Origin of the sequence: Enterobacter sp. RHBSTW-00975 (assembly GCF_013615235.1) — a bacterium.
GTDB classification, from domain to species: domain Bacteria; phylum Pseudomonadota; class Gammaproteobacteria; order Enterobacterales; family Enterobacteriaceae; genus Enterobacter; species Enterobacter ludwigii.
The window spans coordinates 59,635-77,971 of the sequence record NZ_CP055884.1; the positions used below are offsets into that span (position 1 = coordinate 59,635).

An 18,337-nucleotide genomic window follows, 5' to 3' on the forward strand; every position below is an offset into this window, starting at 1 on the left:
CGTGTGAGCAGGGAATGATTGCGCATGGTGATTATTTCCATGAGTATCTCTTCAAATGCTTCAGGAGGATCTTTGAATGCAGGTATCGAAATACATAACAGCTGACGCGTTAATTCAGGAACTCCATGATGAAGGACACGATGTCATCTATGAGCGAATTACTGAATATCCGGTTCTGAAAGGGGTCGCCCAGATCCCACCGGCAAAACATTTACTCACTCAGGAAGGATACGTCGTCGGGATCTTCGTTGAACCTATGGGAGGATGGCGCCGGCGTGAAAGCGATGACTGCGTCAGTGATGAACCTGGTATTGAAGACAACCCTTTTAAGGTGAAGCACGATGTTAATGCGTCCCGGAAAATAATCCGACGCCTGTAGGAAGACGCTTTCAGCAAGGCGGGATTTCTCAGTAAAGGAGGGATTATGTGTGATTTATGCAGGGCGGACGGGAATTACTTCCATACGCCGGAATGTGTGTATGGCCAGCTGGTCAGTGAGTACCCCGTGATGTGGCTGCGGGATTCGACCCGGATTGGCGCCTGCTACACCCTCCGTGAACTGCTGTCGCCGGAAGGGATGGTGCTGGCCATACAGAACGCACCTCCCGTGACGGGATGGCGGCTGCGTATGCGGTATAACGAGGCCACAGATGAAGAGATCGACCCGCAGCGCGGGGACTGTATCGAGCTGCCCTCCAGGACGGACGCCCTGCTGGCCTTTGAGTCGTTCCGTGGTAGCGCGGCGTCAGTATGAACGGCGGGATTTTTCATTTACAGAACCATACAGAAGGGTACTGGCATTATGGGAAGCATGAAAGACCAGATGATGGATATTGAATCTGAACGATTTGATAAATGGCTTGCGGAAAATTATCCGGATGTTGTCCCCGGCTCAGAAGAATGGGAACAGGCCGCTAACCTTTATTGCTGGGAACAGGAGTATCTCGCCGATCAGGCTCAGTGGGATCATGAACACGGGCTGTTTGTGGCTTCCCTAAACAATGTTCATCAGCGTTACCTACACGCCATGCAGGAGTTGAAGGGGCTGTATACCCTGCTCGATACAGAGCAGCCTGAACTGGTGTACAGGATGTCTTTCGTCCATGCCGTGACGGTCATGGAGGCGTACCTGATGTACTGCGCCAGGGCTCTGCTGGAAGAGGACTTGCCGCTTACACGGTTCAGGGATGAGTTTTATATGAAGTCCGATAAAATCAAAAATCCGGTAAAACATGCTGCCCGTGACATGGCTCTTTCTCTGTTCCGGCCTGCGGCGCAGAATTTTGTTTCCCGGATGACGTTTCATAACGTAAAAACCATTGAGCGCTATTTCGAGACTGTGCTTCATATACCGCCCGTCTGGCCAACTGAGCCGCTGGGTATCATCGCAGACTGGCGAAACGATCTGGTACACCGCAACGGTGTGGATGAGCATGATGTGCCACGAGTGATATCAGCGCCGCAGCTGCAGAGCGCCCTGCAGAAAGTGTCGGATCTGATAGAGGCTGCAGATCATTCCCTGCGTCTGGAAGTGGACTATTTTGGTAACTCGCGTACAGAAGAAAACCGGGAAATCATTGCGGCAGCACTGCGCATATCCCCGGGCAGAGAATCATCCTGATGACCGGACTCGTAACCCTGGGAGGGTATTCGGCCACAGGTACTCAGTTACCAGTTTCTATCGACTATCCGGCGGCGCTGGCCCTGCGTCAGATGGCACTGGTTCAGGACGAACTGCCGAAATACCTGCTGGCCCCGGAAGTGAGTGCCCTGCTCCACTATGTGCCCGACCTTCACCGCAAGATGCTTCTTGCTACCCTGTGGAACACCGGCGCCCGTATTAACGAAGCACTGGCCCTGACCCGGAGTGATTTTTCCCTGGCACCGCCCTACCCGTTCGTGCAGCTGGCCACACTCAAACAAAGGGCTGAAAAAGCCGCCAGAACGGCTGGCCGTGCGCCCGTCGGCAGTCAGACTCACCGGCTGGTACCGCTTTCTGATGCGAACTATGTCGGTCAACTGGAGATGATGGTGGCCACGCTGAAAATTCCTCTTGAACGACGTAATAAGCGAAGCGGCAGAACCGAGAAGGCACGCATCTGGGAGATCACCGACCGGACGGTTCGCACCTGGCTCAGCGAAGCAGTTGAAGCCGCAGCGGCCGACGGGGTGACGTTCTCCGTGCCGGTGACCCCGCACACGTTCCGTCATTCCTACGCGATGCACATGCTGTATGCCGGTATACCACTGAAGGTGCTGCAGAGTTTGATGGGGCATAAGAGCATCAGTTCGACTGAGGTGTATACGAAGGTGTTTGCGCTCGATGTCGCGGCACGGCACCGGGTGCAGTTCCAGATGCCGGGCGATGAGGCGGTAGCGTTGCTAAAAAATAGATGATTAAGATAGCAAGATAGTAATTTATTATCTTGCTATCTTAATGGGTTATTAAGTTATTAAGTTATTAAGTTATTATTTTAATCTAGATTTTTCAATGAGTTGAGATATTTCTTCTCGCGATAAATTTTCTAACGCCATCACTGCAGCTCTAACTACATCTGATCTATTGACTCTCCTGTTCCCTGATAACATCTCTTCCCTTATGACATTATCAATTGAGCTAAGATTCTCTTCAGCAAGAGAGATGCTGACTGGTTTTGCTTTACTAGTCGCAGGTTTATTACTTGGTTCGTCAAGATTTTTTGCAGTAAGGCCAGCTGAACCTCCGTTTATAAACGAAGCTTCATCCTTTGGCGGCGTATGTGCTCTATTTCTCACAGAATGATCTCCTTAACCAGAGCTTCAATTTCTTCTTGGGCTTTGATGTTCTGTGTTTCAAAAATAGTCATTGATTCGGCCCAGGCATCCCTGTGAGCTTTTCTGTCACATACGCGAGCATTAGACAGATTCATTTCCGGAAAGTCTTTGAGAACATCCGCCGCCTGATTAGCTTCATTAACGAACATGTTAGTTGGTGTCATATTCAACACTAAATACCCACGTACAGACTCGTTGAAATCTTTAGCAGCAGTAAAAACAGAGCATGTATGAGGTACAACATCCAAATCCATTTGGGACGGTCGTAAAGGGGAAATAAACACATCTGCAGCCATTAATCCACTTCGCATCTCTGCACTGTCACGGCCAGCACAATCGGCGATTACAAAGTCATAAGACTTTTCATGCTCTTTAAGCATGGCTTTGATGTTGCCGGACGCTCCAGTCACAGGCATATGAGGCAAGTTCTCTGGTCGATTGTTATACCAGGTTAGCACTGATTTTTGATCGTCGGCATCTACAATGAGAACTCGCTTTCCTAATGCCATAAGATATGCAGCGATGGAAACTGCGAGCGTACTTTTACCTACTCCACCTTTTTGACTACCAAGAACAATGATCATATTCCGCACACCTTGTTTGTTATCTTATTAAGATAATAGGATAACAAGCATTAATTTTCAATATGCGCCTGAGTTGATATTTTGTTATCATATTAACTTAATATGTTAACAATTACATTAAATTCAATGCATTAAAATACAATATTATTATCTTACGATCTTAACAAGATATTACGATAACAAAATATTATCTTGTTATCGTAATCGCACTTTTGAGTGAAGGAGTAAAGCAATGGACCTGGTGTGGAAAAAAAATCCAAGGGGAGGGCTTGAAAGGAAACTGAATCTGGCAGAGAGAGAGGCATTGCTGCATGTGTTCAGCAACGGTCGAAAACCCGCTCAGGCTGATTTACGTATAGCAAATTCTGTGCTTGAAGAAATGGACCGCCGTAAGTTGTGGTTAAAATGCGATTGCGTCGAACATGACCCGAACATTGAAGGTCCTTTTAACTGCGAGGTTAACGTTGCCAGGTTACGCCACGTCAAGACGACAAGACAGCATGATGAACAGTGCCCTTTGTTCAGGCTAAAGAAAAGTAAGGATGCTGATAACACTATCACAGAAGGAAAAACCAGCCCACTAAATCCGGTTGGCGGGAATGACTGGTTACCTGACAAGAAGAAAGACACCAAAATCACCGCTGTGGAAGGGCCGGTAGTGCTCCGTAAGCGTCGACGCAAAACTCTTAAACCCATTCCGGCTCTGGGCCGAAAATTGCTGACTCTCATTCAGGCAGCTGGCCTGAACCAACTTGAACTAGTACCTGAATACAAAAGTCCGGGGTTAGTCGGTTCGGTCAAAAGAATAAAAGAAGTTCTGGATGAACATACAATGGGCAACGGAACACAGCTTAATATGCTGTTCAGTTGCGCACCCTGGCTGTCCCTCGAACGGATTAACGACATGCTGACTCAGCTGGAAGTCTCACTGCAGACTGATAGCAGTGATAAGGAGGCATGCGTGTATATCATTGGTATTGCGACCGATGCCAATCGGGAAGAAGTAACCTTTAGCGTTCGGAGTAATACTTTTATCCATAGGCCTGAAGCCCGAGTCAGTATCAATGGAGAAAGCACCTACAACACTGGCAGTCGGGCCCCATACTGGGCAATTCTGGAATACCGCAGAGGTAGGGATGGCAAGGTTTACTGCCATGAGGGCTATGCGCATGCTGCGTATACGCTTGATAATCCTGTGCCTGTGGATAGCAACAAAGAACGCGACACACTGAAGGTAATAATAAACGCCAGCAGCTATGCTGGCCGTCAGGAAAATCATCCGGATGCTATCAGCCTCAGCAAGCCACTTTTCACGTCTAAAAGCACTAAAAATGGGGTGGAGGAGGTCATTCATCCTGACTTCATACTGAATGTGGTTCCGAGCAAAGAAAACATAGTTACCACTTTCATCATCGAAACAATGGGCTCTGAATCCGAGGAGTATGTCGAGCGTAAACTGCAAACACATAGCTGGATGGAGCAGGAAGGTGTGCTCTTAACTGATCCTCCGGGTTGGCCAGAACCTTTAGACAGGACATTTAACAGCTTCCTGCTCAAACACATCTTTAGTGCAGGGAAAATGCACAAATAGTTCAGGCAGCGGTTTTGAATTCAAATAGTGACAATGCACCCTCAGCCAGAAGTGGAAAGGACGCACTTAAGTGTGACAAACGACACTCAGGGCTGAGGGGAGATGTGACAAGCTGCACTGAACTAAATGTGACAAATTGCCCTCATTAAGTGTATTTAAAGCACAAAATTGGAACCATGTAGTTCCAGAAAACCAGTCAGGGCAAAGGAAGACAAACTGTTATGTGACAAATCACCCTGAGAGCTTTAACTCTAGTGTGACAAACCACCCTGCTAATTGTGACAAATCACCCTCAAAACTCACTCAGGTGTAATCGACATTATGTCGCTGAAAGAAAAGACTATATGAGTCGTCTGGCGTCCTTTCTTTTTCTCTATATAAGACAGGCGCATTGGCGTTCTGCTGTTAATCTCATCGACACTCGCCTGCAGGAACCTACGGCGAAAGTCCGGCATACGCTGATAACTTTGCGGAAGCTGATAGCGCTCCATGATCCAGTCTATTTTCAGGGATACCACGCCAGAGCCATCCGGCTTACGGTACTGGCATAGTGACTCGTACAGGCGCATGGCATAGGGATTGGTGATCTCTTTCGTTTCACTTAGTCGGAACTGTGTGAAACGGTTCTGAAGGCCAATAAAGAAAGGAATGAGGTACGGGTTAATATGAACGCTGTAGAGCCCTCTGGAGGGACTATGGGCACGTTTGATGAACCAGGGAAAGGACTCATAACCTTTTTCTTCCCCGGCATCCTCTTCAGGCCGATAAAAGACCACTTCTTTACCCGCGAATCCCTTGAGAGCCTGACGGATATCTTTGCTTGCCTCGGCGGAGGTCAACCCGAAGGTTTCCGCATACTTGGCGACCTGAATTTCACATATACCGTCATGCTCCTGCAGCGTACCGTCAGATTTTCTGATCTGGTCCACAAAGAGATAAAGCATACGCTTTTGATCGCGAGATAGACTGTATGCCGCCTCAGTCAGTTCGTTTGACTGGACAATTCGCGGGCTATTCTTACGTTTTTTATGGTTGATAACCGCAACTTCCGTCATGACAGGTCCGTGTAAAGTGTGACAGGAATTTAGATTGTCACACTAATTGAAAAAGAGTCAACAGGTTGGGATAACTTTGTGGAATACAACAAATCATGAGGGCAATTTGTCACAGGGTTAAGGGCAATCTGTCACACTTTAAGATGGAGATTGAGGGTGATTTGTCACACTGAAAGGGCAGATTGTCACACAGATCCTTCTCAAACCCGCATGAATAAAGGGCTGAGAGGTGTTCTAAAAAGGTAAACCTAACAACCCTTTAAAAAGATCTTATAAAAATATGCCCGTGGATAAGTGGATAAACAGAGTGGGGTATCCATTAAACACCGAGCGTAAGCAGAATTTGTCCGTGCAGTTCCCTGGTGCTTCCTCGCTCACTCGCGGGCTTCGCCCTGTCGTTCGGCTGCGGCGAGCACTACTGGCTCTCTCTGAAAGGCGAAATTTAACCGATCCTCGCTATGGGGATATCTTTCCAGCGGGTGGTGTACGCAGGGGAGAGCATATCGCGTTTCATCTGCCATGCAGGCGCAATACCTCGTCCTGCAAACCAGACCTGTCCCAGCCCGGAATGATTAATGCCATCGAGAACCTTCATCAGCTCAGCGCTGTGAGGACGTGGAGGACGTTCGTCGAACAGCTGCAGCTGCGAAACGCCGGAGCCGGTGAAGTCATTCAGCATCACACCGGCTTTGGCATACCGGTGTCCGTCCTTCCAGATACGCCCCAGAGCCGTTGTGGCGGCCGCAATGATGTCCCGGGTGTCCTGAGTGGGGGTAAGCAGTTTCTCCGTGGCCACGTTGCCATAGTAAGGCTCTTTAACGGCGAACGGAGACGTTTTGATGAATACGGAAATATGCCGGCAGTACTGGCGCTCTTTACGCAGCTTTTCTGAGGCCCGCTCTGCGTACTGACAGACAGCCTGGCGGAGCGAATCGTACTCCGTGATTTTCTCTCCAAAGCTGCGGCTGCAGACGATCTGCTGTTTCGTCGGTGGTGCTTCCTCAAGCGACATGCAGCTTTCCCCGTTCAGTTCGCGTACTGTTCGCTCGAGAACGACGGAGAAATTTTTGCGGATGAAGGCCGGGTTCGTCAGGGCCAGGTCGAGCGCGGTCTTAATGCCCAGAACATTGAGCTTGCGTGCAATACGGTTTCCCACGCCCCAGATCTCTTCGACCGGCTGCAGTGAAAGCAGTTTCCGCGTTCGCTGAGGATTACCCTGAGTCAGGGCGAGCACACCACGAAACTGTTTCCACTCCTTTGAGGCCCATTGTGCTGATTTTGCAAGGGTTTTTGTTGGAGCAGTCCCCACTCCGATGGTCAGACGGGTACAGTCATATACGTGCTGGCGCAGCTGCCGGCCGAAGTCCTCCAGAGCCATGCAGTGCTCCACGCCGGTCAGGTCGAGGAACATCTCGTCAATCGAATACTGTTCCACCCTGGGCGCCAGCTCCTCCAGACAGCTCATCACGCGCGCCGACATCGAAGCGTAAAGCTCATAATTGCTTGAAAAACAGTATATTTTTTCCGGGTAAAGCTCGTTCTTTATCTGGAACCACGGGGTGCCCATTTTTATCCAGGGCTTCGCCTCGGCGCTGCGTGCGATCACATTTCCGTCGTTGTTGCTCAGGACGACGATCGGCTTTCCTTTCAAATCCGGGCGGAAAACGCGTTCGCAGCTGGCATAAAAGCTGTTCACATCGGCCAGGGCAAACATCAGTACATCTCCCTCGGGCGGTGGATGATGTGCGTGACGACGCCAAAGATATCCAGATCGTCCGGGTCGGGATAAATCGGCGACCAGGCGGCGTTCATGGGCTGCAGCGTCAGTCGTGGCGTCAGCAGCAGCCGTTTGACAGTAAACTCCCCCTGCACGCTGGCCACAACAATATCGCCATGCCGGGGCTTCTCGGCACAGTCCACAACCAGCAGATCGCCATTGTACAGGCTGCCGTCGGCCATGCTGTCTCCGCTGGCGCGAAGGTAGTAAGTCGCGCTCGGATGCCGTATGCAGTAATCATGGAGATCCAGATCGGATTCGACATAGTCAGCTGCAGGGCTGGGAAAACCGCAGCTGGCCAGGTCTGCAAACAACGGATGGGCCTGTGGCGAGAGTTCTTTCCCGGTGCTGAAAAGCTGCAGTTTCATCTTTCCTCCTGACGTCTAAATATACTGGTTATGCATACAGTATATTTAACAGCGTGAGGATAATCCAGATCGCCTGCGCCATGAACAGAGTGAGTAACCTAAGCTACTCAAAATGTTCAGTAATATCATTTTGATTATTTTGTATTTCTCATTATGAGAAATAAGGCTTTTATTTTTCCATTTTGCTCTTATAATATGTATCAAATTGAGTGTAATTGACGGAGCATAATGGTGAATATTTACTGCGATGATGGTTCAACTAATGTTAAGCTGGCATGGTTTGAAGGAAACGAGCTGCAGACCCGGGTTTCTGCTAACTCCTTCCGGCATGGCTGGAAAGTGGCGGAATTCAGTGCTGCAACGTTCAACTATGAGGTGGGCACGCTGAAATATACCTGGGACAGCGTCAGCCGGGATGCCATCCCGACAACAAACGTGGAATATCAGTACGGTGATCTCAACCTGCTGGCCGTGCATCATGCCCTGCTGAACAGCGGACTTGAGCCGCAGCCGGTGAGCCTGACCGTGACGCTGCCCCTGAGCGAGTATTATGACGGGGACTGCCAGCGGAACGAGGAGAACATCCGACGCAAACGGGAAAACCTGATGCGTAAACTGGTGCTGAATAAGGGCAGGGCTTTTACCGTAACGAACGTGACGGTGATGCCGGAATCACTGCCGGCGGCGTTCTCCCGTCTCGCGGAGCTGAAGCCCGGTCCCGCAGAGACCACCCTGATTATCGATCTCGGCGGAACCACGCTCGATGCCGGCGTGATTGTCGGACAGTTTGACGATATCAGTGCGGTACACGGCAATCCGTCTGTCGGCGTGTCGCAGGTCACCCGCGCAGCTGCAGGCGCGCTGCGGGCTGCAGACAGCGAAACCAGCGCGCTTATTGCTGACACGGTCATCCGCAACCGCAACGATCGTCAGTATCTGCAGCGTGTGATCAACGATGCCGGAAAAATCGACGATGTTCTGAACAAAATTACAGAGGCAATCACTTCCCTGGGCGCGCGCGTCACCAGTGAGCTGACGGCCTTCAGGAACGTTAACCGGGTATTCCTGGTCGGGGGAGGGGCATCCCTCATTGAAGAGGCTATCCGTCAGGCCTGGCCTCTGGCTCCTGACCGTATCGAGGTTATCGGCGATCCGCAGCTGGCACTGGCCAGAGAGATTGCCCTTTACAATAAAGAGGACTAAACGTGCCGGACGGCCAGTATTCTTTCTATCTGCACAGCGACGATCGCACCGACATCGCGGCGATGGCGACCATCAGCACCATCTCACAGCCCCTGCGCGGTGACTTCATCCGGACCGCCGCCACCGCCGGGGCGGTGATGTACCAGACGGATGCCCGTTTACCGGCGCTGATCCCGGTGTTCTTTGACGGGCATCTGAGCGCCATCCGGCTTTGTGCCGTGATGGCGCTGGTCTCCGGCACCTGGTCTTCACTCTCAGGACTTCCTGATGAGCCTGACGGTGGCGTGGCGGCTCTGGCCATGTCACCGGATACTGAATACCAGCGCCGGCGTTACACCCTGACGCTTCTGGATGACCGGAGCAGTGAGCGGGTTGAACGTGTGCTGACGGGGGTGTCATCCCGCCTGCGCGGAGAGCTGCTGAGAAACCTGATTATCACCGGTCTGGCCCTGCATACGACCGCGCCGGAGCTGCCGCGTCTGCTGGCCAGCATGCCGGTACCGCCCGGCACGGTCAGCGAGCTGCAGGTTCTGGTCCAGCAGATGGCCGGTACGGCTGGCGTGAGTCAGGCTGCAGTACCGGAGAAACCAGCAGAGCCTGCTGCACCGGTAACCGGTGATGCGACCAGGATAAAGAAAAATATGCGACGGGCATTCGGAGACTAAAACATGTCAGTGATTAAACAAAAGGCAGAGCAGTGCATTCATAACTTTCTGCGTGCCCGGAACGTGCCTGAATCTCAGTGGCCGGATCTGGTCAAAAAGACCGGCAGGGGAATGATACTGGCAGGCGTGGCCGTTGTGGTTCCCGGCGTTCTTGTTGATAACATCTTCCTGCCGGTGACAATCGCGATGCAGGTCTGCTATGCCTCACTGATCGGCCTCGGGGTTCTCCTGGCGTTTGACGAGAAAAAACCAAAGGGGCGGGGATGAATATGAACATTAACCTGAAGGAAACAGTATGCAGCTTGAAGAACTGACAGGAGACGAACGTACGCTGGTCGTTGTGGCACTGCAGGCGTTGTTCCGCGAGAGATTAACCGCATCAAATGCCGTCTTTACGGTATGTAGCCTGTCCGGAAAAGAGCAGCCGCCTGAGGATATTTTTGGACTGCGTGAAGTAGAGGATGCGCTGAGACGTATTGGTGCTGCTCCTGCGCGTTAAATCCGGCCCCGTACACTTCAGAAAAAAACGGCAGGGTGACATCTCATCCCTGCCGTCAAAACTAAACGCTTAATTTTTCGGCGATTATAATGTATTGTTTTGTGATGTAAATCACATTTTAATTTTATGTGAAATTATCTCGCCCTGTTTAACGTTGTCCCGGAAGATAGGCCGCCGTGCCTTCACGCTAACCCGGCCGCTTCAGCCGCCAGGGAAGCTGTCGCCTCCGTCCTCACCCGTTCGCGCCCTTCACGGGCTGAATGCACCGTGCAGGGCTTGCGCTGCGGCTTCGGCGTCGCCCTGGCGTCCTCCGCTTTTCGCCGGGTTTTTGTGGCGGCACGGCGCAAGAGGGTGCCGGATGCTGAGGACACAACCATGTTCAGACTGACCTGTATTGAACTCGATAACGGCGAGTTTGCCGTCTATATCAATCACCATTACCTGTGGAGTGAAGATGCCAGCGGAGAGCGACTTTCTCTGGGGGAGGTTCTGGAGCAGCTCTCCCGGCTGCCGGGTGTGGAATTACTGACCCTGCTGGAACCCGTACCGGACGACGATGACTGGTGCTGGAACGACATCGCTGATCGCGTCCTGCCGTCGCGTCCTGCATGTCGTGATGATGTGACGGTGGCAGGGCTCATCGCCAGGCTGAAGCAGTACCCACCGGATGCACTGTGTATGGGGACGTTCTGGCTGGAAGATGATTTTCTGTCCCTCGATGGCAGTCTGTCGGAGGAGGAAATTGCAGAAGCCATGCGTATCTGCGACCACAGCCACGATGCAGGCATCGGTTTTAACTGGGACACGCTGCAGTTTGCCATCGACAGGGTGAAGGGGGGTTGACGTAAAAAAACAGGACGCCTTCCGGGAAAAGAGCGTCCTCAAATGTGTCAAATTCGTTGTAAGTGAAAACCCATCAGATGTTTTCGACACAGATGATTGCACAATCACTTCTCACTTTCACCTGCCATATATCCTACTCAAAAAAAAGACGTCTCCGGTCGGGGACGTCCTGAAATCAAAGGCACACATGTAAGATAACGGCGCGGATCCATTATCAGTGTGTATTCTGCCATACCCTGCCTGACTCATCAGCTACCAGAACCGGTAACAAAGGATGTCGGTTCCCTCCGCCTTATTGCCGCCAGCCGGCGGCGTGTTCAACGCCGTGCCTTCACGCTAACCCGGCCGCTGCGGCCGCAAGGGAAGCTCATCGCCGTTCTCCTCACCCGTTCGCACCCTTCACGGTGCATTCAGCCCGTGAAGGGCTTGCGCTGCGGCTTGCGGGAACGCCCCTGCGTCCTCCGCTCAGAGCCGGGTTTTTGTGGCGGCACGGCCCAAGAGGGTGCCGCATATCAGAGAGGAGTGTGTCTATGTCCCGTTATATTCTGGGTGACTGCGTGCAGGTGATGTCCCGTTTCCCGGCGCGAGCCGTCGATTTTATTCTTACCGATCCCCCGTATCTGGTTGGCTATAAGGACCGTACCGGCCGTACCCTGGCCGGGGACAACTCTGCCGAATGGCTCCAGCCCGCCTGTCATGAAATGTACCGCGTGCTGAAAAACGACAGCCTGATGGTGAGCTTCTATGCCTGGAACCGCGCGGATCTGTTTCTGAATGCGTGGAAAGCGGCCGGTTTCCGGGTGGTTGGCCATATCGTCTTTGCCAAGTCCTACGCCTCAAAATCGACGTTCGTGGGTTACACCCATGAGAGCGCCTACCTGCTGGCGAAGGGGAGGCCGCAAACCCCGGACCGTCCTATCCCGGACGTGATCCCCTGGAAATACACGGGCAACCGACACCACCCGACGGAGAAGCCGGTGCAGAGCCTGCGACCGCTGATTGAATCGCTCACGCGTCCGGGGGCCATAGTCCTTGACCCGTTCGCCGGCAGCGGCTCCACCTGCGTGGCCGCCGCCGAAGCCAGCCGCCGCTATATCGGGATCGAGATGCTTGAGGAGTACCACGCCGCCGGCGTCCGCCGTTTGGCACAGGTTGAACGGGCGAGAAGGATGCCGGCGGCCAATGACGGCGCGTTTTACCCTGACTGGCCGGAGGCAGCATGAATTACCCGGGCCTTGAACACCTGCGCGCGGATGTGGCCGCGCTCAGCAATGCCATGTGTGATGTGCGGATGCTGCTGAACCGCCTCGAATCGCAGCACCGGCACGACGCGGCAACGCTTACTGAACGTATGGCAGCGCAGACCCTGCGCCGGATCAACACCCTGCTTCTGGAAGCCTACCGCGAAGCCCTGGTGCTGGACGAGACCTTTCAGGACTGACTGACCCTGCCGGGCGGAGGCCCGGCCTGTAACCCCTTACAAGAGAGAAAAAACAATGTACGGAACCCGCGAAGAACTTTGTGTACAGCTTGAAAACATGTTCACGTTTGACGAACCCCTGGTCCTGCTGGTCTGGACGGAAGAGGGGATTAGCGTGGCCTGCCGTGAAGCCCAGCCAGAACCGGACGGGGCTGAAATCCGGGAGGTGATGAAGGCGCTCGGCGAAATGAAAATGACGCAATACCGCCAGGAGGGGGTAAATAATCAGACTGTCAGCGAGCTTCTGACCCGCCAGCGCGAAGCGGCAAACCGTGAGGTTAGTGTACCGGCGGTACTTCTGTCCCGCATCCTGCGCAACTATGAATGCGAGCTGGAAAACCGGATCGGTATGGCCTGGGAAGCCGGGCGGCAGGAGCCGGAATCCGTCAGAAATGAGCTGAATAACGTTCGCGCCCTACAGGAGGTGCTGGCCGCCTGAGAGAACGCCGGGGTAACGCCCCGGCAACCGGTGGCCATCCACAGCGAATAAGGACGTCAGTGCCTTCCGCTTTTATCCGACGCCGCCCGCCTGGCCACGTCGGGACAATGAAACTCCCCAGAAGCTCCGTGCGGTGACGGCATGCGCCGTGACTTCACTGTAGCCCGGCCGCATCGACCACAAGGGTTCGCTGACGCCTCCGTCCTCACCCGTTCGCACCCTTCACGGTGCATTCAGCCCGTGAAGGCTTTGCGCTGCGGCTTGCGGCGTCGCCCCTGCGTCTTCCGCTTTTCGCCGGTCTGTCGTGTCGTCACGGCGATGCCGGAACCGAGAATATGTTAACCGTGGAGGATCTATGAACCAGACCGTGACCTGTGATGCTGTTCGTCTTGAGGGTGCGCAGCGCCTGACTTTCCTGCCTGATTTGTTTGGCGGCGATTTTATGACGTCCGAGGCGTCCGTGTACGCCTACGCCTGGCGCTACTGCCCCGAGTATCAGGGGGGATTCTGGCAGTTTTACCGGCTGCCGGACGGGGGCGGATTTATGGCGCCTGACGTGGAGAGCCTGACCCTGTGCAATCCGGATAACTGGTTTGAGCAGACTGTCAGCGGGGAAGTGGCGGGGATCATCCTCACGGCGCTGGTACTGAATCACCGGAGCTGGCACCACAGCAACCATGACCATGAGGAGCTGTGCCGCCACTTCTGTCGCCGTTATGAGCAGCTTATGGCATTTGCTGATACCCACCCTGAAAGCGCCACGATCTGGCGTGCCCTTGACTGACTGACCATGGGCGGCGATGCCGCCCGACTAAAGGAGAAAAACATGATTGGTACAGCAAAAGAGATCGCCATCGAAATGCTGCGTGATGACGATAATGACGGCGAGAAATTTGTATTCGCCAGCTGGAGCCGGAACGATATTCGCGGTCTCTGCATTGACTGGGATCTCAGTGATGAAGAGATCGACGTGGTGATGGAAAGACTGGAGGCAGAGCTGTATCCCTCCGGGTGTGTCCCTCTCATCTACAACATTGTTGAGGTGATGGTGGAAGAAAAACGGAAACACCGTAATGTCACCATTCCGGCTGCGGCGCTTGCGGTGGTGATGCAGCTTGCAGGGAAGGAAATGGAGCGTATCGCCGTATGCGCTGAGGATGGCGGCGGATCGGCAGAAGAAACCCTGAAAGAAGAAAATGACGTCATGTTGAGCCTGCGCGCTGCGCTCGAGGCCTGACTGAGAAGCCGGAGGCATTGCCTCCGGAAACTGAAAAAAGGAGAACACCATGCAACTGTCACCGGAAACCCGCAGCATCCTGCGCCAGTATAAAACGCTCATCAACGAGCGACGTCGCGAATCCGGACTCAGCCCCGTAACCACAGCGAAAGTGCTGGATGAGATCTGCGAATCGGCTACCCGCCAGTGTGCCGTCTATCTTTGCGGCCACTTCATTCTCCAGGGCGGTCAGGGGGATGGAAAGTAAATAATCCGGGCGGGGCATAGGCGCCGCCTGTTCGCGCGCGAAAACCCAGTCATCCCTTCGGGCTGACGGGGCGGCAAGGCCAGCGCCTGCGGCGCTGCCCCCTCCCGCCCCTGGTGTAAGTCAGGAGAAATGCAGAGGAATGGCATTGTGGGGGCAAATTGTCACGGATACGGTCCTGCGTGGCGTGGCGTGGCGTGGCGTGGCGTGGCGTGGCGTGGCGTGGCGTGGCGTGGCGTGGCGTGGAGGCTCTGAAACCCGATCAGCAAATTCTCTGAAAACACCAGAATCCCACTTCTGGCCCCCTTCGGCTCCCGGCCAGCGCTGCTGTCCGGTCGTCGAGCCCCACTCCGCCAGGGCGGCTGCTGACGCACCCGCCGGGCTCCGCCGAACCCCTACGGGTTTCGGGCTAACGCTAGGGTCTGATGGCGAAGGTCAAAAGCTGCGGCTTCTCCGGCCGTGCCGTCCGGAACGCCTTCACCGCGCCGGCTGATGCCGTCGCTTTAATGGCGCCACGCCGTTCCGACGTGTCGGGTGTGTGCATCCTGTTCCCCCGGTGAGGCCATCCCCCGTGCGTCCTCACGCGGAGGGCTATTCGTAGCACCGTCTGGTCGTCATCCGAAGGGTGAAATGCACTCCGCCAAAAGTTTTTGCGGGACGCAAAAACTTTTGTCTCCGCCCTTCTCCTGCCGCCCGGCCGTAGCTACTCGGCCCTTGCCGCGAGAGAACTCACCAGGGAGATGGACAACCATCACCACAGGAGAAAACCAGGATGCACACACGAAACGTCAACGTCAAAACCGCCGCTCAGGAATCTTCCAGGAAGATGGGGGAAGAACAAAACCCTGTTTCTGTCGCACGGGAGTGGGTGGCTCAGGCCACTGCGCTGAAGGCGGGGGTCACCGTCACCTTGTCCGACGTATCCCGATACGGCGACGTGCAGGTGGAGATCCGCACCAACGGAACGCTTAACTGGCGCGCCTGGTCGTTTGAACCGGATTTTCTTTTTGAACTGAAACGCAATCTGCAATACGTGCAGCTTTAACCGGAGGCCGGATGTCCGGCCTTAACCCAGAGAAGGAGGAAACATGCAGAACCTTAACACCCGTCCGGCGACCCGTAAGGTCGGGCAGAGCACCGAAATCGTGAAGCTGCTGCGCATTCAGGCCAGCGACACCCACGTGGTCGAGTTTGACAACGTGGACACCCGATTTAATGACTGCAACAACTGGCAGGTGATGGCAGGAGGCAAACGAGTCCTGTTCAGCAACCGCATGTATGAGCGTTTTTCAGATGTGAAATCGGGGATCGTGGCAACGATCAACGTGTGTGAAAACAGCGGCAGCGTAACGGATAAAGCGATGCTGGAAGGGGCAAAAGTCATGATGCAGCTTCTTGATGGCTATCCGTCCTTTGGAGCACTGGCAGCACACCCGAAACGCATTACCGGTTAACCGAGTGCCGTGACCGGATCGCACTCCGGCCACGGCTAACCACAACTATCACTGAGAGGTAAAAATCATGGTCGCCACCAATACTACGGCAAAAAAACCAGCCAAGACCACCCGTCAGACTAAATCTGCGGAAAAAATCGCGCAGTCTACCGAGCAGAAGCTCGTCCAGCTGCTTGCTGATACGCCCGTACAAATCTTCCCGTACTCCCGCCTGTCACACACTGGCTTAAACACGCGCATCATTCCGCATACCGATCAGGAAGTGGAAGAGATGGCAGACAGCATTCAGGCAATGGGCATCCTGCAAAACCTGATCGGTGCAGAACTGCCGGACGGTACGATCGGCATTGTCGGCGGGGAAGGTCGCCGCAGAGGCACAGGCATTCTGGTGATGCGCGGTGTGCTCGATGCAGACACGCCGTTTGTTCCGGTGAAAGTCCTGCCCGTGGAGATGGCTGTGGCGGCCTCGATGATCGAGAACGGTCGACGTAAAAACATGCATCCCGCCGAGCAGATTATCGGTTTTCGTACCCTTCAGCAGGAAGGTAAAACGGCTTCTCAGATCGGCGCACTGATGGGCTATCACCCGCGCCACGTTCAGCGCTGCCTGAAGCTGGCGAATCTTGCCTCGTCCCTGCTGGATGCGCTGGCGCGGGATGAAATCTCCCTTGAACAGTGTGAAGTCCTGACACTTGCTGATACCCATGAGCGTCAGGAGCAGGTCTGGAAAGAGGCTGTTGTACAGTGGCGCGATCCTGCCGTACAGACCCTGCGCAAAATGGTGACCGACGACAAGATGGCCATCAGTCACCCGATGTTTGAGTATGTGGGCGAGGAAGCCTATACCGCCGCTGGCGGTACGCTGACCGCAGACCTGTTCAGCGACAAGGACAGCACCTTTGCCGATGCGGCGCTGGTGAAATCTCTGCTGGCTGGCAAGCTCACCGTGCTCGCCGCCCGCGTTAAGCAGGAGCAGGGCTGGGGCTGGGCTGAGTATCGTATGACGGAACTAAGCTTCAGTGGTGAGGACGGTGAACTTTACCGTTTTGCCATGCCGAAAGCTGTCCTGACGGAAGAAGAACAGAAGCGCGTCAGCGAGCTGGAAGAACAAAGGGACGCCACTGAAACCTGCGATGACGAATACGAGCTTCAGCAGCAGATCGATGACATTTACTGCGAGGCAGAGTATCGCGAAGCCACGCCGGAATTTCGCGCCGCGCACGGAATCTGGGTGTCATGGGACGGTAGCAATTTTCAGGTTCAGCCTGGTATCCGCAAGCTGACCGACGAAGACCGGGCAGAAGAAGAACAGGCGCGTCAGGAACGTGAAAAGAACGTTATCAGATACACCACGCCTGACATTCCCGCTGACGCCTATCCGGCAACGCTGGTTAAGGCCATGTCGGCGGAGCGCACTCTTGCCGTTCAGGCGGAACTGGCGGGTCGACCTGATGTATCGGTGGCGCTCCTGACGTGGACGCTGTGTCTTGCGCTCTTTGACCGCACCCACGGCAAGCGCAGCGAACCGCTGAAAGCCTATGTGACCTCGAATCAGTATCACCTTGCATCACTGGCTCCATCCGGTGAAGAAGGGAAGGCGCTGACGGCGCTCAAAGCACAGAAAGAGGCGCTTCAGGCAACGCTGCCCGAAAACTGGCATCTCGATTTCACCTGGCTGCTGTCATGGTCAGCCGAGCAGGTGAACACACTGCTGGGATTCTGTGCAGCGCACGGTATCAACGGCATTCAGGAACGCCTGTATAACCGCACGGACACCAGTGAACTGGACGCGCTGGAAGCGGCGCTGGACTTTGACCTGCGCAAGTGGTGGCAACCGGGGGCAGAGAGCTACTTCGGCAAGCTTACCATCGCCCAGATCGGCAAGGCCTACGAAGAAGCCGGACTGAGTGCCCGCGCCGGAGAGATTGTGAAGCTCAAGCGCCGCGATGCGGCAAAGGCCGCCGAACAGGATCTGAATGCTCAGGGCTGGCTGCCTGACTGGATGGTGCGCCCTGCGCCAGCCGCTGAGGCTGAAGAAGCCACTGAATCCGACGCTGATACCACTGACCACGCTGCTTAATACC

26 protein-coding genes are annotated in these 18,337 nt (G+C 54.3%); 20 read left to right on the plus strand and 6 right to left on the minus strand.

Annotated features, from left to right (window positions below):
• Positions 1–76 precede the first annotated feature (76 nt).
• From HV340_RS23490 to HV340_RS23505, 4 genes are read left to right on the plus strand one after another with little or no spacing between them, the layout of a single operon-like run.
• Positions 77–379: a hypothetical protein gene (locus HV340_RS23490; RefSeq protein WP_033488145.1), complete on the plus strand. Its 303-nt coding sequence runs from the start codon at positions 77–79 to the stop codon at positions 377–379.
• Between the two features lie 45 nt (positions 380–424).
• Positions 425–754 (plus strand): hypothetical protein, encoded by a 330-nt coding sequence (locus tag HV340_RS23495; RefSeq protein ID WP_033488146.1) that lies wholly within the window; start codon positions 425–427, stop codon positions 752–754.
• Positions 755–802: 48 nt separating this feature from the next.
• A complete protein-coding gene (locus tag HV340_RS23500; protein ID WP_033488147.1) occupies positions 803–1,621 on the plus strand; it encodes a hypothetical protein in 819 nt (272 codons plus the stop codon).
• Positions 1,621–2,397 carry a site-specific integrase gene (locus HV340_RS23505; RefSeq protein ID WP_033488148.1) on the plus strand — a complete coding sequence of 259 codons (777 nt, stop codon included), beginning with the start codon at positions 1,621–1,623 and terminating at the stop codon, positions 2,395–2,397. Before HV340_RS23500 ends, HV340_RS23505 begins: the two co-directional genes overlap by 1 nt.
• A gap of 72 nt (positions 2,398–2,469) precedes the next feature.
• On the opposite strand, the gene HV340_RS23510 is transcribed toward HV340_RS23505, so the two are convergent.
• On the minus strand, positions 2,470–2,775 hold the full coding sequence (locus HV340_RS23510; RefSeq protein WP_071530977.1) for a hypothetical protein: 306 nt from the start codon (positions 2,773–2,775) through the stop codon (positions 2,470–2,472).
• Positions 2,772–3,398 carry a ParA family plasmid-partitioning AAA ATPase gene (locus HV340_RS23515; RefSeq protein WP_008502208.1) on the minus strand — a complete coding sequence of 209 codons (627 nt, stop codon included), beginning with the start codon at positions 3,396–3,398 and terminating at the stop codon, positions 2,772–2,774. Before HV340_RS23515 ends, HV340_RS23510 begins: the two co-directional genes overlap by 4 nt.
• Positions 3,399–3,630: 232 nt before the next feature.
• Here HV340_RS23515 and HV340_RS23520 point away from each other — a divergent pair, with 232 nt between their 5' ends.
• A complete protein-coding gene (locus tag HV340_RS23520) occupies positions 3,631–4,989 on the plus strand; it encodes a hypothetical protein (protein ID WP_181216585.1) in 1,359 nt (452 codons plus the stop codon).
• A gap of 299 nt (positions 4,990–5,288) precedes the next feature.
• Here the strand turns inward: HV340_RS23520 and repE are convergent, their stop codons facing one another.
• The 3 genes from repE to umuD form a co-directional block, all read right to left on the minus strand.
• Positions 5,289–6,044, minus strand: coding sequence for a replication initiation protein RepE (gene repE / locus HV340_RS23525; RefSeq protein ID WP_008502210.1), 756 nt, complete (start codon positions 6,042–6,044; stop codon positions 5,289–5,291).
• A 442-nt stretch (positions 6,045–6,486) separates the two neighbouring features.
• A complete protein-coding gene (locus HV340_RS23530) occupies positions 6,487–7,758 on the minus strand; it encodes a Y-family DNA polymerase (RefSeq protein ID WP_181216586.1) in 1,272 nt (423 codons plus the stop codon).
• Entirely contained in the window at positions 7,758–8,189 is a 432-nt protein-coding gene (gene umuD / locus HV340_RS23535) for a translesion error-prone DNA polymerase V autoproteolytic subunit (protein WP_033488151.1), read from the minus strand. Before umuD ends, HV340_RS23530 begins: the two co-directional genes overlap by 1 nt.
• Before the next feature lie 231 nt (positions 8,190–8,420).
• Here umuD and parM point away from each other — a divergent pair, with 231 nt between their 5' ends.
• Genes parM through HV340_RS23555 form a run of 4 tightly spaced genes read left to right on the plus strand, consistent with a single transcriptional unit; the run spans position 8,421 to position 10,556 of the window.
• Positions 8,421–9,392 carry a plasmid segregation protein ParM domain-containing protein gene (gene parM, locus HV340_RS23540; protein WP_162489785.1) on the plus strand — a complete coding sequence of 324 codons (972 nt, stop codon included), beginning with the start codon at positions 8,421–8,423 and terminating at the stop codon, positions 9,390–9,392.
• A gap of 2 nt (positions 9,393–9,394) precedes the next feature.
• A complete protein-coding gene (locus HV340_RS23545) occupies positions 9,395–10,057 on the plus strand; it encodes a plasmid partitioning/stability family protein (RefSeq protein ID WP_033488153.1) in 663 nt (220 codons plus the stop codon).
• A gap of 3 nt (positions 10,058–10,060) precedes the next feature.
• A complete protein-coding gene (locus tag HV340_RS23550; RefSeq protein ID WP_181216566.1) occupies positions 10,061–10,324 on the plus strand; it encodes a hypothetical protein in 264 nt (87 codons plus the stop codon).
• A gap of 28 nt (positions 10,325–10,352) precedes the next feature.
• Complete coding sequence (locus tag HV340_RS23555) at positions 10,353–10,556, plus strand: hypothetical protein (RefSeq protein ID WP_033488155.1); 204 nt, start codon at positions 10,353–10,355, stop codon at positions 10,554–10,556.
• Between the two features lie 182 nt (positions 10,557–10,738).
• Here HV340_RS23555 and HV340_RS23560 read toward each other — a convergent pair whose 3' ends face one another.
• Positions 10,739–10,933: a hypothetical protein gene (locus HV340_RS23560; protein WP_074162140.1), complete on the minus strand. Its 195-nt coding sequence runs from the start codon at positions 10,931–10,933 to the stop codon at positions 10,739–10,741.
• Here HV340_RS23560 and HV340_RS23565 point away from each other — a divergent pair.
• The 11 genes from HV340_RS23565 to HV340_RS23615 all read left to right on the plus strand — a co-directional run bounded on the left by HV340_RS23565 (position 10,932) and on the right by HV340_RS23615 (position 18,333).
• Complete coding sequence (locus HV340_RS23565; protein ID WP_033488156.1) at positions 10,932–11,399, plus strand: hypothetical protein; 468 nt, start codon at positions 10,932–10,934, stop codon at positions 11,397–11,399. The two genes, HV340_RS23560 and HV340_RS23565, sit on opposite strands and share 2 nt — an antisense overlap.
• A gap of 530 nt (positions 11,400–11,929) precedes the next feature.
• Positions 11,930–12,622: a DNA methylase gene (locus tag HV340_RS23570; RefSeq protein ID WP_033488157.1), complete on the plus strand. Its 693-nt coding sequence runs from the start codon at positions 11,930–11,932 to the stop codon at positions 12,620–12,622.
• Positions 12,619–12,840, plus strand: a complete 222-nt coding sequence (locus HV340_RS23575) for a hypothetical protein (protein WP_013087144.1) — start codon at positions 12,619–12,621, stop codon at positions 12,838–12,840. The genes HV340_RS23570 and HV340_RS23575 overlap by 4 nt, the downstream gene beginning before the upstream one ends.
• Positions 12,841–12,895: 55 nt before the next feature.
• On the plus strand, positions 12,896–13,318 hold the full coding sequence (locus HV340_RS23580) for a DUF1380 family protein (protein WP_181216567.1): 423 nt from the start codon (positions 12,896–12,898) through the stop codon (positions 13,316–13,318).
• Between the two features lie 355 nt (positions 13,319–13,673).
• Positions 13,674–14,102 carry an antirestriction protein gene (locus tag HV340_RS23585; RefSeq protein ID WP_033488159.1) on the plus strand — a complete coding sequence of 143 codons (429 nt, stop codon included), beginning with the start codon at positions 13,674–13,676 and terminating at the stop codon, positions 14,100–14,102.
• 42 nt (positions 14,103–14,144) lie between these two features.
• Positions 14,145–14,555, plus strand: a complete 411-nt coding sequence (locus tag HV340_RS23590; protein WP_033488160.1) for a DUF1380 family protein — start codon at positions 14,145–14,147, stop codon at positions 14,553–14,555.
• 49 nt (positions 14,556–14,604) lie between these two features.
• On the plus strand, positions 14,605–14,802 hold the full coding sequence (locus tag HV340_RS23595) for a hypothetical protein (RefSeq protein WP_023345621.1): 198 nt from the start codon (positions 14,605–14,607) through the stop codon (positions 14,800–14,802).
• Positions 14,803–14,941: 139 nt separating this feature from the next.
• Positions 14,942–15,292 (plus strand): hypothetical protein, encoded by a 351-nt coding sequence (locus HV340_RS23600; RefSeq protein ID WP_181216568.1) that lies wholly within the window; start codon positions 14,942–14,944, stop codon positions 15,290–15,292.
• Positions 15,293–15,571: 279 nt separating this feature from the next.
• The gene (locus tag HV340_RS23605; RefSeq protein WP_047353215.1) at positions 15,572–15,844 is read left to right on the plus strand and encodes a hypothetical protein; all 273 of its coding nucleotides are present in this window, start codon (positions 15,572–15,574) and stop codon (positions 15,842–15,844) included.
• 43 nt (positions 15,845–15,887) lie between these two features.
• Positions 15,888–16,253: a hypothetical protein gene (locus HV340_RS23610; protein WP_015572064.1), complete on the plus strand. Its 366-nt coding sequence runs from the start codon at positions 15,888–15,890 to the stop codon at positions 16,251–16,253.
• A gap of 67 nt (positions 16,254–16,320) precedes the next feature.
• Positions 16,321–18,333, plus strand: coding sequence for a ParB/RepB/Spo0J family partition protein (locus HV340_RS23615; protein ID WP_181216569.1), 2,013 nt, complete (start codon positions 16,321–16,323; stop codon positions 18,331–18,333).
• The last annotated feature ends 4 nt before the right edge of the window (positions 18,334–18,337 follow it).

What these genes read in the sequence shown, in the direction of transcription:
- HV340_RS23500 (WP_033488147.1), top strand. Translation starts at nt 803, where the DNA reads ATGGGAAGCATGAAAGACCAGATGATGGATATTGAATCTGAACGATTT.
- HV340_RS23595 (WP_023345621.1), top strand. Translation starts at nt 14,605, where the DNA reads ATGCAACTGTCACCGGAAACCCGCAGCATCCTGCGCCAGTATAAAACG.
- HV340_RS23610 (WP_015572064.1), top strand. Translation starts at nt 15,888, where the DNA reads ATGCAGAACCTTAACACCCGTCCGGCGACCCGTAAGGTCGGGCAGAGC.
- HV340_RS23550 (WP_181216566.1), top strand. Translation starts at nt 10,061, where the DNA reads ATGTCAGTGATTAAACAAAAGGCAGAGCAGTGCATTCATAACTTTCTG.
- HV340_RS23585 (WP_033488159.1), top strand. Translation starts at nt 13,674, where the DNA reads ATGAACCAGACCGTGACCTGTGATGCTGTTCGTCTTGAGGGTGCGCAG.
- HV340_RS23590 (WP_033488160.1), top strand. Translation starts at nt 14,145, where the DNA reads ATGATTGGTACAGCAAAAGAGATCGCCATCGAAATGCTGCGTGATGAC.
- HV340_RS23605 (WP_047353215.1), top strand. Translation starts at nt 15,572, where the DNA reads ATGCACACACGAAACGTCAACGTCAAAACCGCCGCTCAGGAATCTTCC.
- HV340_RS23515 (WP_008502208.1), bottom strand. Translation starts at nt 3,398, where the DNA reads ATGATCATTGTTCTTGGTAGTCAAAAAGGTGGAGTAGGTAAAAGTACG.
- HV340_RS23565 (WP_033488156.1), top strand. Translation starts at nt 10,932, where the DNA reads ATGTTCAGACTGACCTGTATTGAACTCGATAACGGCGAGTTTGCCGTC.
- umuD (WP_033488151.1), bottom strand. Translation starts at nt 8,189, where the DNA reads ATGAAACTGCAGCTTTTCAGCACCGGGAAAGAACTCTCGCCACAGGCC.
- HV340_RS23495 (WP_033488146.1), top strand. Translation starts at nt 425, where the DNA reads ATGTGTGATTTATGCAGGGCGGACGGGAATTACTTCCATACGCCGGAA.
- repE (WP_008502210.1), bottom strand. Translation starts at nt 6,044, where the DNA reads ATGACGGAAGTTGCGGTTATCAACCATAAAAAACGTAAGAATAGCCCG.
- HV340_RS23505 (WP_033488148.1), top strand. Translation starts at nt 1,621, where the DNA reads ATGACCGGACTCGTAACCCTGGGAGGGTATTCGGCCACAGGTACTCAG.
- HV340_RS23615 (WP_181216569.1), top strand. Translation starts at nt 16,321, where the DNA reads ATGGTCGCCACCAATACTACGGCAAAAAAACCAGCCAAGACCACCCGT.
- HV340_RS23570 (WP_033488157.1), top strand. Translation starts at nt 11,930, where the DNA reads ATGTCCCGTTATATTCTGGGTGACTGCGTGCAGGTGATGTCCCGTTTC.
- HV340_RS23575 (WP_013087144.1), top strand. Translation starts at nt 12,619, where the DNA reads ATGAATTACCCGGGCCTTGAACACCTGCGCGCGGATGTGGCCGCGCTC.
- HV340_RS23600 (WP_181216568.1), top strand. Translation starts at nt 14,942, where the DNA reads ATGGCATTGTGGGGGCAAATTGTCACGGATACGGTCCTGCGTGGCGTG.
- HV340_RS23560 (WP_074162140.1), bottom strand. Translation starts at nt 10,933, where the DNA reads ATGGTTGTGTCCTCAGCATCCGGCACCCTCTTGCGCCGTGCCGCCACA.
- HV340_RS23555 (WP_033488155.1), top strand. Translation starts at nt 10,353, where the DNA reads ATGCAGCTTGAAGAACTGACAGGAGACGAACGTACGCTGGTCGTTGTG.
- HV340_RS23520 (WP_181216585.1), top strand. Translation starts at nt 3,631, where the DNA reads ATGGACCTGGTGTGGAAAAAAAATCCAAGGGGAGGGCTTGAAAGGAAA.
- HV340_RS23530 (WP_181216586.1), bottom strand. Translation starts at nt 7,758, where the DNA reads ATGTTTGCCCTGGCCGATGTGAACAGCTTTTATGCCAGCTGCGAACGC.
- HV340_RS23580 (WP_181216567.1), top strand. Translation starts at nt 12,896, where the DNA reads ATGTACGGAACCCGCGAAGAACTTTGTGTACAGCTTGAAAACATGTTC.
- HV340_RS23490 (WP_033488145.1), top strand. Translation starts at nt 77, where the DNA reads ATGCAGGTATCGAAATACATAACAGCTGACGCGTTAATTCAGGAACTC.